General features: G+C 56.8%; 16 protein-coding genes and 1 pseudogene. 5 read left to right on the top strand and 12 right to left on the bottom strand.

What is annotated here, in order from left to right:
* Positions 1-85: 85 nt before the first annotated feature.
* The gene (locus M2433_RS03015; protein ID WP_429052753.1) at positions 86-1,777 is read left to right on the top strand and encodes a methyl-accepting chemotaxis protein; all 1,692 of its coding nucleotides are present in this window, start codon (positions 86-88) and stop codon (positions 1,775-1,777) included.
* Between the two features lie 48 nt (positions 1,778-1,825).
* Here the strand turns inward: M2433_RS03015 and M2433_RS03010 are convergent, their stop codons facing one another.
* From M2433_RS03010 to M2433_RS02995, 4 genes are all read right to left on the bottom strand, one after another.
* Positions 1,826-4,210, bottom strand: coding sequence for a glucose/quinate/shikimate family membrane-bound PQQ-dependent dehydrogenase (locus M2433_RS03010; protein ID WP_429052752.1), 2,385 nt, complete (start codon positions 4,208-4,210; stop codon positions 1,826-1,828).
* Between the two features lie 280 nt (positions 4,211-4,490).
* Positions 4,491-5,414, bottom strand: a complete 924-nt coding sequence (locus M2433_RS03005; protein WP_059310152.1) for a LysR substrate-binding domain-containing protein — start codon at positions 5,412-5,414, stop codon at positions 4,491-4,493.
* Between the two features lie 183 nt (positions 5,415-5,597).
* Positions 5,598-6,479: an SDR family oxidoreductase gene (locus M2433_RS03000; RefSeq protein WP_429052751.1), complete on the bottom strand. Its 882-nt coding sequence runs from the start codon at positions 6,477-6,479 to the stop codon at positions 5,598-5,600.
* A gap of 64 nt (positions 6,480-6,543) precedes the next feature.
* Positions 6,544-6,933 (bottom strand): YdeI family stress tolerance OB fold protein, encoded by a 390-nt coding sequence (locus M2433_RS02995; protein WP_008502282.1) that lies wholly within the window; start codon positions 6,931-6,933, stop codon positions 6,544-6,546.
* Positions 6,934-7,071: 138 nt separating this feature from the next.
* Between M2433_RS02995 and M2433_RS02990 the strand changes: the two genes are divergently transcribed.
* From M2433_RS02990 to M2433_RS02975, 4 genes and pseudogenes are all read left to right on the top strand, one after another.
* On the top strand, positions 7,072-7,575 hold the full coding sequence (locus tag M2433_RS02990) for a hypothetical protein (RefSeq protein WP_429052748.1): 504 nt from the start codon (positions 7,072-7,074) through the stop codon (positions 7,573-7,575).
* Positions 7,576-7,584: 9 nt separating this feature from the next.
* Positions 7,585-8,031, top strand: a pseudogene (locus M2433_RS02985) (DUF421 domain-containing protein).
* Between the two features lie 11 nt (positions 8,032-8,042).
* Entirely contained in the window at positions 8,043-8,561 is a 519-nt protein-coding gene (locus M2433_RS02980) for a 2-oxo-tetronate isomerase (RefSeq protein ID WP_429052746.1), read from the top strand.
* Positions 8,562-8,578: 17 nt separating this feature from the next.
* Entirely contained in the window at positions 8,579-9,562 is a 984-nt protein-coding gene (locus M2433_RS02975) for an SDR family oxidoreductase (protein ID WP_429052744.1), read from the top strand.
* Here M2433_RS02975 and M2433_RS02970 read toward each other — a convergent pair whose 3' ends face one another.
* The 8 genes from M2433_RS02970 to M2433_RS02935 all read right to left on the bottom strand — a co-directional run bounded on the left by M2433_RS02970 (position 9,563) and on the right by M2433_RS02935 (position 16,102).
* Positions 9,563-11,188: an alpha-amylase family protein gene (locus M2433_RS02970; RefSeq protein WP_429052742.1), complete on the bottom strand. Its 1,626-nt coding sequence runs from the start codon at positions 11,186-11,188 to the stop codon at positions 9,563-9,565.
* An 8-nt stretch (positions 11,189-11,196) separates the two neighbouring features.
* Complete coding sequence (cydB, locus tag M2433_RS02965) at positions 11,197-12,207, bottom strand: cytochrome d ubiquinol oxidase subunit II (RefSeq protein ID WP_059310145.1); 1,011 nt, start codon at positions 12,205-12,207, stop codon at positions 11,197-11,199.
* Positions 12,207-13,610: a cytochrome ubiquinol oxidase subunit I gene (locus M2433_RS02960; protein ID WP_429052741.1), complete on the bottom strand. Its 1,404-nt coding sequence runs from the start codon at positions 13,608-13,610 to the stop codon at positions 12,207-12,209. Before M2433_RS02960 ends, cydB begins: the two co-directional genes overlap by 1 nt.
* 68 nt (positions 13,611-13,678) lie before the next feature.
* A complete protein-coding gene (locus tag M2433_RS02955) occupies positions 13,679-14,551 on the bottom strand; it encodes a manganese catalase family protein (RefSeq protein WP_429052739.1) in 873 nt (290 codons plus the stop codon).
* A gap of 17 nt (positions 14,552-14,568) precedes the next feature.
* A complete protein-coding gene (locus M2433_RS02950; RefSeq protein WP_429053104.1) occupies positions 14,569-15,075 on the bottom strand; it encodes a ferritin-like domain-containing protein in 507 nt (168 codons plus the stop codon).
* A gap of 25 nt (positions 15,076-15,100) precedes the next feature.
* Positions 15,101-15,304: a hypothetical protein gene (locus M2433_RS02945; protein ID WP_013096662.1), complete on the bottom strand. Its 204-nt coding sequence runs from the start codon at positions 15,302-15,304 to the stop codon at positions 15,101-15,103.
* Positions 15,305-15,327: 23 nt separating this feature from the next.
* Positions 15,328-15,822, bottom strand: coding sequence for a ferritin-like domain-containing protein (locus M2433_RS02940; RefSeq protein ID WP_023311678.1), 495 nt, complete (start codon positions 15,820-15,822; stop codon positions 15,328-15,330).
* A 94-nt stretch (positions 15,823-15,916) separates the two neighbouring features.
* Positions 15,917-16,102, bottom strand: coding sequence for a general stress protein (locus M2433_RS02935; RefSeq protein WP_004150795.1), 186 nt, complete (start codon positions 16,100-16,102; stop codon positions 15,917-15,919).
* Positions 16,103-16,261: the final 159 nt, after the last annotated feature.

The raw sequence follows: 16,261 nt of genomic DNA, 5'->3' as shown, positions 1-16,261 counted from the left end.
TAGCCGTAATCTAAATCCCAACCGTGCCGATGACTATCTGACAGGCGTGTTTTTACGCATCTTACCTACAAGAGAGTCGACGGTCATGGACAACACTACTTCGATGCCGGCGCAGCGCAAGCTGGGCTTCTTGCATCACATCAGGCTGGTTCCGCTGTTTTCCTCCATTCTCGGTGGCATTATTCTGCTCTTTGCCTTGAGCTCGGGCCTGGCGGGGTATTTCCTGCTGCAGGCCGATCGCGATCAGCAGGATGTCACATCCGAAATTCAGGTGCGTATGGGGCTCTCCAACAGCTCAAACCATCTGCGAACCGCGCGTATCAATCTGATCCACGCCGGTGCGGCAAGCCGTATCGCGGAGATGGATGCCATGAAGCAGAACATCAGCGAGGCGGAAACGCGGATTAAACAGTCCCAGGATAGCTTTACCGCCTATATGAATCGTGCCGTGCGTACCGCTGAGGGCCAGGCGCTGGATGCGGATCTCAAGGCGCGCTACGACGCCTATGTGGCGGGCATGCAGCCGATGGTGAAATTCGCCAAAAACGGCATGTTCGAAGCGATCATCAACCACGAAAACGAAACGGCGCGTCCGCTGGATGACGCGTACAACGCCGTGCTGCTGAAGGCGATTAAGATCCGTACCGACCGCGCCAGCGCGCTGACCGCGCAGGCGCACAACCGCACGCAGCTGGGCCTGATGTTTATGGTGGGCGCGTTTGCGCTGGCGCTGGTGCTGACGGCAATGACCTTTGTTGTGCTGCGCCGCACGGTGATCAATCCGCTGCAGCGCGCCGCGAAGCGCATCGAAAATATCGCCAAAGGCGACCTGACGATGGCGGACGACGTAGCCGGGCGCAGCGAAATTGGCCGCCTGACGCGCGATCTGCAAACCATGCAGCATTCGCTTGAAAATACCGTCGGCACCGTGCGTCAGGGTGCAGAGGAGATCTACCGTGGTACCAGCGAGATTTCTGCCGGTAACACCGATCTCTCTTCGCGCACCGAGCAGCAGGCTGCGGCGATTGAGCAAACCGCCGCGAGCATGGAGCAGCTGACCGCGACGGTGAAGCAAAACGCCGATAACGCCCACCATGCCAGCAAGCTGGCGGAAGATGCCTCCGGGAAAGCCAGCCGCGGCGGTCAGATGGTCTCCGGCGTGGTTAAAACCATGGGCAATATCTCCAGCAGTTCGAAGAAGATCTCTGAGATTACCGCCGTGATTAACAGCATCGCGTTCCAGACCAATATCCTGGCGCTTAACGCGGCGGTCGAAGCGGCGCGCGCGGGCGAGCAGGGGCGCGGGTTTGCCGTGGTGGCAAGTGAAGTGCGTACCCTGGCAAGCCGCAGTGCGAATGCCGCAAAAGAGATTGAAGGCCTGATCAACGAATCGGTATCGCTGATCGACCAGGGCTCCGGTGAAGTTGTCGCCGCCGGTCATACCATGAATGAGATCGTCGATGCGGTTAAACGCGTGACCGACATCATGCTGGAGATTGCCGCCGCGTCCGACGAGCAGAGCCGCGGTATCGTGCAGGTTAGCCAGGCGATTTCCGAGATGGATAAGGTCACCCAGCAGAACGCCTCGCTGGTGGAAGAAGCCTCCGCCGCCGCCGCGTCTCTGGAAGAGCAGGGTGCGCGCCTGACCGAGGCGGTCGGCGCGTTTCGTCTGAGCGGCGCGAAGCAAAGCCGCGCGGTAACGTCTGCGCCAGTGGCGAAGAACGCGCCGCTGCGTCCGGCGGCAGCGGTTTCCGGGGATAACTGGGAAACGTTCTGAGTCGCCACCGGGCATAGAAAAGGGACCTTTCGGTCCCTTTTTCATCCGTTACTTCTTATCGGGTAACGCATAGGCGATAACGTAATCACCGCGATCCGGCGACTGACGAGCGCCGCCGGCGTTAATGATGATGTACTGTTTACCGGTTTTCGGCGATACGTAGGTCATCGGACCGGACTGGCTGCCGACCGGCAGACGGTCTTTCCAGATCTCTTTTCCGGTGGCGGTATCAAACGCGCGCAGGTAGAAGTCCTGCGTGCCCGCGAAGAACAGCAGGCCGGACTGGGTAGAGAGCGATGCGCCCAGCGTCGGCATCCCGATAGGGATTGGCATGTGCATGCGAATGCCGAGCGGGCCGGTATCTTCCACCGTGCCGACAGGAACCTGCCACACCAGCTTGCCGGTTTTCAGGTCAACGGCCGACATGGTGCCAAACGGCGGCTTCTGGCAAGGAATGCCCAGCGGCGACAGGAAGCGTTCGCGCATTGCGCCGAACGGCGTGCCGTCCATCGGAACGATACCCATCTCGATGCCGCTGGCGTTTTTCGCTACGTTAGCGCGCGGCACCATGTAGTTTGCCAGCCCCAGGCGCATATCGTTGACGAACATCAGGCTGTTGTTCGGGTCAACGGAGACGCTGCCCCAGTTCATCCCGCCCAGAGAGCCGGGGTACTGCAGGGAACGGTCGAGGCCCGGCGGGGTGAAGACGCCCTGATGACGCATCTCTTTAAACTGAATGCGGCACAGCAGCAGGTCGACAGGCGTCGCTCCCCACATGTCGGACTCGGTCAGCGTCTGGTTGCCGATCATCGGCATGCCAACGGAATACGGCTGGGTTGGAGAGTAGCGTTCACCTTCAACGTTACCCGCCGGAACGGGACGTTCCTCAACCTTCGCCACCGGCTTACCGGTTTCGCGGTTAAGCATGAAAATCATGCCCTGCTTGCTGGTCTGCACCAGCACAGGCGTGGTTCCGCCTTTACCGTCCGGCAGGTCGTACAGCAGCGGCTGGGAAGGCAGGTCGAAGTCCCACAGGTCGTGGTGGGTGGTCTGGAAATGCCAGCGGACCTGACCGGTGGTCGCGTCAACGGCGACGATGGACGAACTGTACTTATCGTCCAGCGCGGTGCGCTCGCCCGCCCAGAAATCCGGGGTGGCGTTGCCGGTTGGCAGGTAGATCAGGTTCAGCTTAGCGTCGTAAGACATGGCAGACCAGACGTTCGGCGTACCGCGCGTATAGGTCTGGCCTTCCGGCGGCAGGCCGGTCAGGTTCGGGTTACCCGGATCCCACGCCCAGGCCAGCTTGCCGGTGTGAACGTCATAGGCACGCACCACGCCCGGCGGTTCACCGGTGGAGAAGTTATCCGCCACGCGTCCGCCGACGACAACGACATTTCCGGCAACCAGCGGCGTGGAGGTCTGCTGATAATACCCGGGCTTGATCTCGCCCATGCCGACGCTGAGGTCAACGGTACCATGGTCGCCAAAGTCTTCACAGACCTTGCCGGTATCCGCGTTGATCGCAATCAGGCGGGCGTCGGTGGTCGGCAGGAACAGGCGGCGAGGGCAGGCCGCAGGCTGCGTTTCTGCCTGTGACGTTGTCACGTTTGAGTTGTCTTCGAAATAGCCCAGACCGCGGCAGCGCTGCCAGTTAGGCGCCGTGGCTTTTGAATCGTAGCGCCATTTTTCTTTACCGGAGTCCACGTCCAGCGCCAGCACTTTGCTGTACGGGGTACAGACATAGAGCGTGTCGCCAACCTGCAACGGGGTGTTCTGATCTTCCGCGCCGGAGCCGTTGCTCTGCGGAATATCGCCGGTGTGCGCAACCCAGGCGACCTTCAGGTCGTTGACGTTTTGCTTGTTAATCTGGTCCAGCGCGGCGAAGCGGTCGCCGTGCGTGGTGTTGCCCCAATGCTCCCAATTTTTCTGCTGCTCGCCGGGCGCGACGGGTTTAACCGGCACGGGCTCGTTCGCTGCCACGAGGGTTTGCGGCTTAAACATCCAGCCCAGGCTGACCAGCATGACCACGGCCAGCACGGCAGCGATCCCAAAGGCTGGCGCTTTGTTCACCGCGGTGCCGGTATTCGCGGCGCGCAGGAAAGGCCAGACGATGGCGCAGAGGAAGGCCAGAACGGCAAAGGTAAACAGGCGAGAGAAGAGCGGCCAGAAATCCCAGCCCGCATCGCTTACCGCCCAGAACAGCGAGGCAATAAAGGCGATGCCGTAAAGCACGATCCCGCTGGTGCGATTGAGGAAAATCAGGATCGCGGCAATTACCATCACCACGCCCATAATCAGGAAGTAACTACTTCCACCCACGGTGGCGAGCTTAAAGCCCAACCCGCCGACGGCCAGACCGATGAGTATCATCAGTCCGGCAAGAAGCCACTGCAGAATACGAGGTATCCCGCGCGGCGCGTTGCCAAATGCCATTTCTGTCTCCTTAAACCCCCCGATGTATCAGAACTGTGCTGGTGTGTACCAATTGGGTAATAAGATGTCGGGGGATAATACTTTTTACGGTGTTATACGCATCTATTGCGGTTGAAATCACCTTAAACAAATAGCGTGCGAACCATTTGGTGAATTCGCGGCTATGATAAAGCTGTTAAATTGTTTTACGCAATTGTTAATGAATGATTTCGCATTATTTGATTAGAGGATGGAGCAGTTCCCTCGCCCCGGTGGGTGAGGGTTAGGGTGAGGGGAAATCTCAGACCGGCATCGATTTACGAATGGCGCTCAGCAGCGTTTGCGCACCAACAGAAAGCGGGGTATCCACCCGGGTCAAAATACCGATAGGTTCACCGGCACCGGGGGCGGTCACCGGCAGGGCGGTCAGCGTTCCCTGACGCAAATCGTCTTTCACCGCCCCGGAGGGGACGAACCAGACGTAGTCATAATCCAGCGTGAGCTGGCGTGAAAGCGAGGCCGAAAGCGTTTCGATACAGCCTGAAGGCAGTGTACATCCCTGCATCTGCAGCAATGTTTCTGCGGCCTGGCGCGGGACGGTTCCCTTTGGGCAAACCACAACGGGCCACTCCGTAACGCGGCTTAGCGTGACGGTATCCTGTAAAAGAGGGTGATCGGGACGCACCACCAGCTTCAGGGACTCCAGGAACAGCAGTTCGTAATTGAGACCGCCCATCAGTTCCGGGTCGGACATTCGGCCGATACCGAGATCCAGCTCGCCCGATTTCAGCCCCGCGAGCAGCATAGTGTTGTTCATAGTGGCAACCTGAATGGTGGTATGCCGCTGCTGCTTGTGGAACTGGCCGATGACCGGTGGAAGAATGCCCAGCGCCGCGGTAGGCAGAGCCCCCACGCGCACGACCTCGCTGGCCTGCTCTGCTTTTCGGTGCAGCGACTGACCTGCGGTATTGAGCGCATCCAGAACTTTGACGGCGTGGGTGAGGAACTGTTCGCCCACGAGCGTTAGCTGCGCCCCCAGCCGACCGCGGTCAAAAAGACGGGCACCGGTAAGCTGTTCCAGCTCGTTGAGGGTTTTAGAGAGCGCGGGCTGGCTCAGGTTAAGAGTTTCAGCCGCACGCCCCAGCGTTCCCTGTTGAGCGACGGCCACAAATGTATGCAAATGGCGCAAGCGTATGCGCTGACTGAACAGACCATTTTTTTCCATAGGCGATGTTAAAAACAGAGCGATGCGGGTGACAAGTTAAGTTGTTTAATTTTGATAACCTGATAGCAAAATATTTTTAACATTTGATCTGTTTGAGTTACAACAAATTTTTCGGCAGGGGAGAAAAGCGAACGTCCTTGTTCATTTATTGCTCATTGCAGAGGGGGGGAATAGCTAAGCGGTTTAGATCACGCCGTCACCGCCGTCAGAACACCACACCTGACCGGAGGTAAAGGAACATTCATCCGAGGCCAGCGTGACGTACAGCGGAGCAATCTCAACGGGCTGACCCGGACGTCCCAGCGGCGTATCGCCCCCGAACTCCTTCACTTTTTCCATCGGCTGGCCGCCGCTGGATTGCAGTACCGTCCAGTAAGGGCCAGGGGCGACCGCGTTAACGCGAATGCCTTTCGGGCCCAGCTGTTTGGCTAAGGATTTGGTAAATACCGCGAGACAGGCTTTCGTCTGGGCATAGTCCAGCAGGACGGGGCTGGGCTTCACCGCCTGAACGGAGGAGGTATTAATGATAACGGACGACGCTTTTAGATGGCGCAGCGCCGCCTTCGTGATCCAGAAAGGCGCATACACGTTGGTTTTGAACGTCGCGTCAAAATCTTCGGTGGTCAGCTCTTCTAACGATTCCCGGAACTGCTGGCGGCCGGCGTTATTGACCAGAATGTCCAGCCCGCCCAGCTTTGAGACGGCTTGTTCGACAAGATTCTGACAGAAGGTTTCGTCCCGGATGTCCCCCGGCAGCGCGACGGCCGTGCGGCCTTCCGCTTTGATGAGGTCAATGACTTCAACCGCGTCTTTTTCTTCTTCCGGCAGATAGTTGATGGCCACGTCAGCCCCTTCACGGGCATAGGCGATCGCCACCGCGCGACCAATACCGGAATCGCCACCGGTAATCAGCGCTTTTTTGCCAGCAAGACGGCCATGCCCTTTGTAACTTGTTTCCCCGTGATCGGGTACAGGCTGCATTTCGGATGCCAGTCCCGGCGGCGTTTGCGGCTGTTCCGGGAACGGGGGCTGCGGGTAAGCGTTCTTACGTTGTGTATCACTCATAGCTGACTCCTTAAGCCAAGGGGTGAGATTTGATGGATAGTTGCAGCGTTAACGCTTCGCTGAATTATTTCTGCAAACGATCGACACGGACGACGGCAGGGGATGATTTTTTATCAAGCGAACCGTTGATGCTGATCATCTGATCGGGTTTTACCGTTCTGCCGTCGAAAACTGCCTGGGGAATAATAACGTCGATTTTTCCGGTTTTATCCTGAAATACAAACTTATCGCCGCTACCATCAATAAGATTACCGCGCAGTGAAATTGTTGCACCATCGTGCAGTTGTTTTGCCTGATCGATGGTCATAATACGCGCGTCGTCGGTTCCGCGATATCCGCTGTCGAGAGCGTGCGGTGGCGGTGGTGCTTCACCTTTTTGTAACCCGCCGTTATTATCTGCCCATGCGGCCGGAACCAGAAATATCAAAAAAGCGGAAATAAGCGATAATTTCATCTGATATCCTTCATTTTGGTTGTCTTGACTTATTAAGTATTGTTGCTATTCCTTTATGTGGCAAATGTGATAAGTCCTAAAAACATTCGCGTTAGAAATCAAAATTATCGGATAATAAGCGAAACGGTGACGACGGCCATGAAGCGTGATAATGAAAAGTTACCCGGGATAGATGAAAGTTATCGTTTACTGACGTTTGAATACGCATTTCGTCAGGTTGGTTTTATTGTTCTGTTGGGGATTATCGTCGCCGCCATTGCCGGTCTGTTTTCAAGCGGAATGGTGAGCGATACGGCAAAAAAAAATTCCGCGAAGTCGCTGACCATAAACTATGAGCGCTTTGGTCGACGGGAGACCGAGACGCGGATGCAGCTGACGTTTCCGGTGCAAGCGGAGGGGAAGTATACCCTCAGCATAACCAGCGAGAGCAGCGAAGCGTATGAGCCGGGAAGCGTCTGGCCGCAGCCGGACAACATGTTCAGCCGCGGGAATACCCTCTATTTTGTCTATAACAACCTGAAAAAGACGGACACCTTCTCTGTGTTGTTCTTTACGACGCCTTCCATCGCCGGTAAATGGAACACCGTCATCCGCATCAACGACGAGCCGGAATTGACCATCTGGCAGTTTATTTACCCGTAGGAGGCTGATATGGATATGGTCTTTCGCGCGCTGGCTATTTATCTGTTCCTCATGGTGGTATTTAAAGTGGCCGGGAGACGCGCCCTGCTGCAGATGACCAGCTTTGATCTCATTTTGCTCTAGATTATTAGCGAGGCCACGCAGCAGGCGCTTCTGGGTCAAGATTTTTCCGTCACCGGCGCGATGATTACGATTACCACCCTGGTGGTAGTTGATATTATATTCGGACTCATGAATAAATATTTTTCCCCGGTAGAGAATATACTTGATGGCACCCCCGTGATTCTGGTTGAGAACGGCGTTCCATTAGCAGATAAACTTAAAAAAGTCGATGTGTCTTGCGATGATATTCTGGTGTCAGCGCGTCAGAATAATGGCATTACGGAAATGAGCAAAATAAAATATGCCATACTTGAGCGCAATGGACATATTTCAATCATTCCTTTCGAGAAATAAGAGGCGGCAAGATGAGCAATCTTTTTCACGACAACAATAATACCGTGGGTGAACTGACAAAAAAGCTGGCGAGCAAATTAACCGACCTCGGTCTTCGCTTAACCACGGCGGAATCCTGTACGGGAGGAAAGCTCTCGGTGGCGCTTTGTGCGGAAGAGAACACCGCCGATTTTTATGACGTCGGCCTGGTCGCGTTCAGCGATGCCGCGAAAGAGCGGATCCTCAACGTTCGCCCTGAGACGCTCGCGCGGTATACCGCCGTCAGCGAACAGACCGTCACCGAGATGGCCGCCAGTATTCGCGACATTGCCGAGGCTGATATCAGCATTGCCATCAGCGGCTACGCAGGCCCGGAAGGGGGCGACGATGGAACGGCGGCGGGAACGGTCTGCTTTGCCTGGAATATACGTGGCCAGACGAAAACCCGCACCGTACTGTTCTCCGGCGACTGTCAGGACGTGGTGGAAAAAGCGGTACATTTTTCGCTGGCTGAACTGGTGACAACGTTGTCGGATGGGAATAACGGCTAAACGCACGCGGAGGTTGTATGGCTGTAATAGTGATTACCGGCGGAACGGCGGGCGTGGGAAAAGCCACGGCGCTGCGCTTTGCAAAGGCAGGTTACGACGTGGGGCTTATCGCCCGGGATGAAGCAAGCCTGTACTCCACGCAGGAAGAGCTACGGCGCTTTGGCGTCAATGCACACGCCGTGCAGGCGGATGTCGCCGACAGCCAGGCGGTGGTGGATGCCGCTAATGAGATTGAGTATCGTCTCGGCGCGATTGATGTCTGGGTGAATAATGCCATGGGGGCGGTCCTGGCGCCGTTTCGTACCCTCACGCCGGACGAGTTTCGCCGCGTCACTGACGTGACGTACCTCGGCTACGTGAACGGCACCCGCGCCGCCCTGGAGCTGATGATTCCCCGCGACAGGGGCGTGATTATCCAGGTGGGTTCGGCGCTGGCCTACCGTTCCATTCCGCTGCAGTCCGCCTACTGCGGGGCCAAGGCGGCGATCCGCGGGTTTACCGATGCGGTGCGTACCGAGCTGATGCATGAGAACAGCCGGGTTCAGCTTTCGATGGTCCAGATGCCGGGGCTCAATACTCCGCAGTTCGAATGGGCGCGGAATAAGTTCGCCTGGGCGATGCGCCCGGTGCCGCCGGTATTTGAGCCTGAGGTCGCCGCCAGCGCTATTTTCAGGGTGGCGCAAAAACCGGTACGGGAGCTGTGGGTGGGCAGCAGCACCATCCAGTCGATTGTCGGTCAGTTTCTCTTCCCCGGTTTTCTTGACCGGCTGATGGTGAAAAAAGCCTGGGAAGGCCAGATGACCGACGATCTGAACGCGCCGGATCGCCAGGACTATCTCGATCGGCCGGTTAACGACCTGCACAAAATCCATGGCCGCTTCACCGACGAGGCGAAAAACCGCGCGTCGTCCGTCACCTCCGATATGCCGGGTAAAGTGGCGTTAGGAGCCCTCGCGGTGGCGGGGATTGTGCTAACGCGCCTGATCGCCCGCCGGAAATAATTAGCGCAGCGCGCTACGGTGCGTCCAGAACCAGCGATAGCCGTAGCCGCCAAGCGTGAGCTGAACGGTTTTGCCGCAAATCAGCGCATCATCGTAGCGCTTGTCCGCGAGACAGGCGGTCCAGGTGGCGTTGCGGATCCCCTTTGCGCTGAACTGCACCGGCTCGTCGCTGAAGTTAACGAAGGTCAGGATGCTGCGTTCGTCGGTCTCGTAGTGGATCCCCAGCACCGCGTCATTATCGATCGTGATGAGACGAAAGGGCGCAATGGCAATCTCGGGAAACTCCGAGCGGGTATTGGCAATATCAATAATCCGGTGCAGGAGCGAGTTGCGGTGGAGCAGCGAATCGGCGACGTTGATTTTCTGGTAGCGGTAGGGGCCGTGGTCGATAATCGGGGCAATAAATTTATCCGGATCGGCGGCGGAAAAACCACCCCCCTGTGACCCTGCCCACTGCATGGGGGTGCGCACGGCATAGCGCTCCTCCAGCTCCAGATCGTCCCCCATGCCTATCTCATCGCCGTAGCGCATCACCGGGACGCCCGGCAGGGAAAAGAGCACGGCGTGGCAGAACGCCAGTCGCTTCCGATCGCCGTTCAGCATCGGCGCCAGGCGGCGGCGGATCCCGCGCTGGTAGACGTTCATCTCTTCATCTGGGGCGAAGGTGTCGAGCACAAACTGCTTATCCTTCTGGCTAATCCCTTCCAGGTCCAGCTCGTCATGGTTGCGCAGCCAGTTGGCAAAACAGCAGGAGTCGGGCGGGACGATCATTTTCTTTACCGCATTGCGCAGCGGCCGGGCGCTTTTCTTCGCCAGGCTGACGTAGAAATACTTGTTGAGCCAGAAGTTCAGCACCAGGTTCAGGCGGTCATTATTGCCGAAGTAGTCCCGATAGGTTTCCACCTCGACGTCAACTTCACCCAGCAGGATCGCCTCCGGATTATGCTGCTCAATAAGACGGCGCATATGTTCGAGGATCCACAGGCCTTTTTTTTCATCACCGTTTCCCGCCTGCGTGGTGAGGTGGGAGGCGGCATCCAGGCGAAAACCCGACACGCCCAGCTTGAGCCAGAAAAGAATGATGTTCTCAATCTCTTTCAGCACCGCGGGTGAGGTCAGGTTCAGATCCGGCTCGTGACGATAGAACATGTGCCGATAGTATTGTCCCGCCTCGTCGTCCCAGGTCCAGATGCTTTTTTCCACGCCGGGGAACATGGGCGGCGTGTCGTCCTCGTCGTGATCCGACCACAGGTAATAATCACGATAGGGCGAAGCCGGGCTGCGGCGGGCCTGCTGGAACCAGGGATGTGCATCGGAGGTGTGCTGGATCAGCAGCTCAATAATGACCTGCATGCCCAGCTCCCGGGCCTGCTCGATAAAGGCGATGATATCCGCCAGTTTTCCGAAGCGGGGGTCCACCTGGAGATGGTCGCTAACGTCGTAGCCTTCGTCGAGAAAGGGGGTGAGGTAAAACGGGGTGATCCAGATAACCGTCGCCCCCATGCGGCGAATATAGCGCAGCTTGGCCGCTATTCCGGCGATGTCCCCGCAGCCATCGCCGTTCAAATCATAAAATAGTGCGGTATCAATCTGATAAATAATGGCTCGCGTATGCCAGTCCGTCATAGCATCCCTCAGTGATAACCTTCAGTATCGGAGACTTTGCCCCGAAAGACGTAGTAGCTCCAGGCGGTGTAGACCAGAATCACCGGAATAATCAGTAATGTCCCAACCAGCATAAACAGCTGGCTGGCTGGCGGCGCCGCGGCTTCCCACAGAGTGATGCGCGGCGGAATTATGTTCGGCCACAGGCTGATGCCAAGACCGCTAAACCCGAGGAAGATCAGCCCCAGCGTCAGCAGGAAGGGGCGCGCGTGGCTCTCCGGGTTGCGCGTCAGGCGCCAGATCAGCACGCTGAAGAGCGCGACCAGCAGAGGAACCGGCAGGAACCAGAAGAAGTTGGGGAAGGTGAACCAGCGGTCGGCCACGTACTGCCAGCCGAGCGGGGTCCAGATGCTCACCACGGCGATAACCACCACCAGCGCCAGCAGTACGTGGCGGGTCAGCTCGCGCATGCGGGCCTGCAGCGCGCCTTCGCTTTTCATGATGAGCCACGTGGTGCCCAGCAGCGCGTAAGCGACAACCAGCCCGATACCGCAGAAGAGGTTGAAGGGGGTGAGCCAGTCAAGCGCAGAGCCGACGAACCGCCGCCCCTCAACGTCGAAGCCGTTAATCACGGCGCCCACCACCACCCCCTGGCTGAAGGTGGCGAGCAGGGAGCCGCCGGCAAAGGAGTAGTCCCAGAATTTGCGGTGGGAGGGCGTGGCTTTAAAGCGGAACTCAAAGGCGACACCGCGAAAGATAAGGCCGATCAGCATCGCGGTGAGGGGGATGGTCAGCGCATCAATAATTACCGCATAGGCCAGCGGAAACGCGCCGAACAGCCCCGCGCCGCCGAGCACCAGCCAGGTTTCGTTACCGTCCCAGACCGGCGCCACGCTGTTGACCATCACGTCACGCTCTCTGGCATCGCCCACGAAGTTAAACAGCAGGCCGATCCCCAAATCAAAGCCATCCATGATGATGTACATCAGCGTGGCAAACACGATGATGGCAAACCAGATAACTGAGATATCGACGCCCATCAGATTTTCTCCTCTTCCGGAACAGACTCGGCGGCAGACAGCGGACGCGCGGGCGTGCCCGAGGTGTTTGACGTCAGCGTATCAACAGGCTGAGGGCCTTTCTTAATCAGCCGGATGAGGTAAACATAGCCCACGCCGAACACCGACGAGTAGACGACGAAGAACGCCAGCAGGCTAATGCTCATCTGCAGAGTGCTGTGCAGCGAGACCGCGTCGATCGTGCGCAGATAGCCATAGACGACCCACGGCTGACGGCCCACTTCGGTGGTCACCCAGCCCGCCAGCAGCGCCAGCAGACCGGCGGGCCCCATGCAGAGGGCAAACCAGTGGAACGGGCGCGAGTGGTAAAGTCGATGGCGATAGCGCAGCCAGACGCTGACCAGACCCAGGGTAATCATCAGCAGCCCCATACCAACCATAACGCGGAAGGACCAGAAAACGATGGTCGAGTTTGGACGATCCTCTTTCGGGAAGTCCTTCAGCGCCGGGACCTGCTTATCGAGGCTGTGCGTCAGGATAAGGCTGCCGAGGGCGGGGATCTCCAGCCCGTATTTGGTGCGCTCTTCTTCCATATCCGGCAGGCCAAACAGCAGCAGCGGGGTGGCCTCGCCGGGCGGATTTTCCCAGTGCCCCTCAATGGCGGCAATTTTGGCCGGCTGATGCTCAAGGGTGTTCAGGCCGTGCATATCACCCACGACGGCCTGGATGGGGGCGACCAGCAGCGCCATCCACATCGCCATGGAGAACATGGTCCGGATGGCGGGGGTATCGTTACCGCGCAGCAGGTGCCACGCGCCCGATGCGCCGACAAACAGCGCGCTGCTCAGGAAGGCGGCGATAGCCATATGGATCAGACGGTACGGGAAGGAGGGGTTGAAAATGATGGCCAGCCAGTCTTCAGGGATAACCTGGCCGTTCTGAATGGTGAAGCCCTGCGGCGTGTGCATCCAGCTGTTGGAGGCGAGGATCCAGAAGGTCGACATTAGCGTGCCGAGCGCCACCATGCAGGTCGAGAAGAAATGCAGGCCCGGACCAACCTTATTCCAGCCGAACATCATCACGCCGAGGAAGCCGGCCTCCAGGAAGAAGGCGGTTAACACTTCATACGTCAGTAGCGGGCCGGTAATACTGCCCGCGAACTGGGAGAAGCCGCTCCAGTTGGTGCCAAACTGGTACGCCATGACCAGCCCGGAGACGACGCCCATACCGAAGTTAACGGCGAATATCTTTAGCCAGAAGTGGTACAGCGAACGCCAGACGTCGTTTCTGGTGCGCAGCCACATACCTTCCAGCACCACCAGATAGCTGGCGAGCCCGATAGTGATGGCGGGAAAGAGGATATGGAACGAGACGGTAAAAGCGAACTGAATTCTGGCCAGATGAAATGCATCGAGTTCGAACATGGTCCGTACCTCTGAAACAATGGGGCACGAGAATTGCCGGGCAGCTTAGGGCTGCCCGGCAAAACCGATTACGGTTTTTGCTTACCGGCGCCCAGCTCGGCACCGGTCATCGGGTCGGCGTGTGGATCGGACTTCGTGCGGGCAGACATCGCCTTGACCAGGGTTGCCTGTTCGGTCGTCAGCGTCACGCTTGCGCTACCGTCTCCGCCATCAACGGCAGGCTGGGGGGACTCAACGTAATCGAAATGTTTATCGCTGTTCCAGCTTCCGCGAACCTCTCCACCTTCAGACATATTGTAGTACTTGTTGGTGAATTCCTCGATTGGCGGCAGTTTTCCCGGTGGGAAGTTATTACGAATGGACTGCAGCGCCTTCTCAAAGGAGAGCTGGTGCGCCGCCTCGCGCGTCATCAGAAACGCCAGCGCATCCTTGACGCCGGGATCGTCGGTCACGTTGATCAGTCGTTCATAGATGATCTTCGCCCGGGCCTCGGCGGCCACGTTAGAGCGCAAATCCGCTGTGGGCTCGCCGATGGTGTCGACGTAGGCCGCCGTCCACGGCACGCCCGCAGAGTTGGTCAGCGGGGTGCCGCCACCGTAAAGCAGGGAGGTGATGTGGCTGTCGTTACCGTTTTCGGTCATCGACCGGTACAGCTCGGCCTCATTCTCCACCCCTTCCGCCAGCGCGCCTTTCGCGCCTTTATTCAGCATACCGACCAGGGTACCGATGATTTCGAGGTGGCTTAGCTCCTCGGTCGCGATATCCATCAGCATATCTTTACGGCCCGGGTCGTCATCGCTCAGGCCTTGCGTAAAGTAGCGGCAGGCGGCGGCCAGCTCGCCCTGCGGTCCGCCAAACTGTTCCAGTAAAAGATTAGCCAGGCCAGGGTTGGGTTCAGCAACGCGAACCGTGTATTGCAACTGTTTTACGTGTCGAAACATGCTCACTCTCCTGTGGGTTATTTTTTCGCTTCGACACCCGACGCGTCTGAACGCAGCAGGAACTGTTCTGTCGTTTCCGGGATATGTCGGATCAGCCAGTCGGCCATTTCGCGCTCTTCCGCCAGAATGGTCTCGATGGCAGGCACTGAAGCGTGATCGCCCGCTTTTTTGGCCGCCGCCAGCAGGGAGGTATAACAGGCGATTTCAAACTGCTCGAACACGTAGCCGCTGATCGAACCCTTCACGATTTCGTCAGAAGGGAACATGCCGCCGATGGACTGACCCAGCGCCGCCATTTTGCTCATTGAGTCTTTTAAAACCGAACGAGAAATATCATTACGGTCGAGGATTTCCTCCAGCAATGTAATTTGCCGTTTTGTCTCATTAATATGTTGCTCAATTCTTGCGCGAACATCAGGATAATTATCGATACGGCTGGCCATGGATTCCAGCATAGATTCGGCTTGCTTTTCCATCGCATGGGCATCGCGTAGCCAGTCATGGTAGTGTTCTACGTGATTCATCATTGTATCCTCATAATGGGTTCGCTTATTTGGTCTCACTTTCAGCAGCCTGATCGGCACGCGCGGCACTGTAGCCAGATAAGTGGCCGACAATATTAGCGTAAATACTGATAATAATGACCCACAGCACGCTGTTCTTCCACCATATTACGGAAGGGATAGCGAGAATGAACCATATTATAGCTGCCGTTAAATGGCACCGTTTAATTGTCCTGGGACTGATGCTCATTTTATTTAACCTGTGTTACAGCGTCATTTTTGCGCTTTTTGGTTAATGTTTCCAACGGCCAGATCGGTGAGTTTAAGATCGGTTTCTTTTTCTTCTTCCAGCGTTTCGGCGAGAAGTTTAACGGCTTTTTTATAGCCCAGTTGTTCAGCAAGTGTGGCAAGGGTACCGTAGCTGGCTATTTCGTAATGCTCTACTTTTTGCGCAGCGGCAATTAACGCGGCATCACGTACTTCATTCTTTTCCGTACTTTCAATGACTTCATTGGCTTCCTCTATTAAGCCTTCCATCGCTACGCATTTCATACGCTTGATCTTGATGCCGTCTTCCTGTTCGACAATCTGGTCAATACGTTCGATTTGACCCTGCGTCTCTTCAAGGTGTGCGGTAAAGGCTGCGCTCAGCTTCTCGCTCGACGCGGCGCGGGCAAGCTTGCTCAGCGCGCGGGTAAGCTGTTTTTCCGCGCTGTAGGTATCCGACAGAAGATGAATAAAGACATCCTCGACGCTTTTCATATTCATAATAATTACGCTCCGTTAAAATAATGAAAGGGTACTGCGAGCTTTTCAGCCCGCAGCATGCTCTCTGGTATTATTAAAAGAGTTTTAAATAAGATCAGGAGTTATCAGATTTACGGCCTCCGCCGTGACTGTTCTGTCCCCCTTTCTTACCCGCTTCAGATGCGCGTTGCGGATCGTTTTTAAAATTACCACCGCTATGCTGGCCACCTTTACGTCCAGCTTCTGATGCTTTTTCACGGTCTTCAGCGAAATTACCGGAACCACCACGATGCTCTGCCATATTAAACCTCACAGTAATATATTGGTTATGTCAGTTCGATACGAAAATATTCCGTATCACTCGTCGTTCGAGTAATAACTTTAGTCGCTATGCGTCATCCGTCAAACGCGTTTTGCTATTTGCGGTTACGTTATTTTTAAATATTTGTAAATTTGCGCT

This window comes from Enterobacter sp. AC1, assembly GCF_050434705.1.
Classification (GTDB): Bacteria; Pseudomonadota; Gammaproteobacteria; order Enterobacterales; family Enterobacteriaceae; genus Enterobacter; species Enterobacter cloacae_L.
Note: the sequence above shows the minus strand (reverse complement) of the source record. Positions and strands in the feature narration are given on the sequence as shown.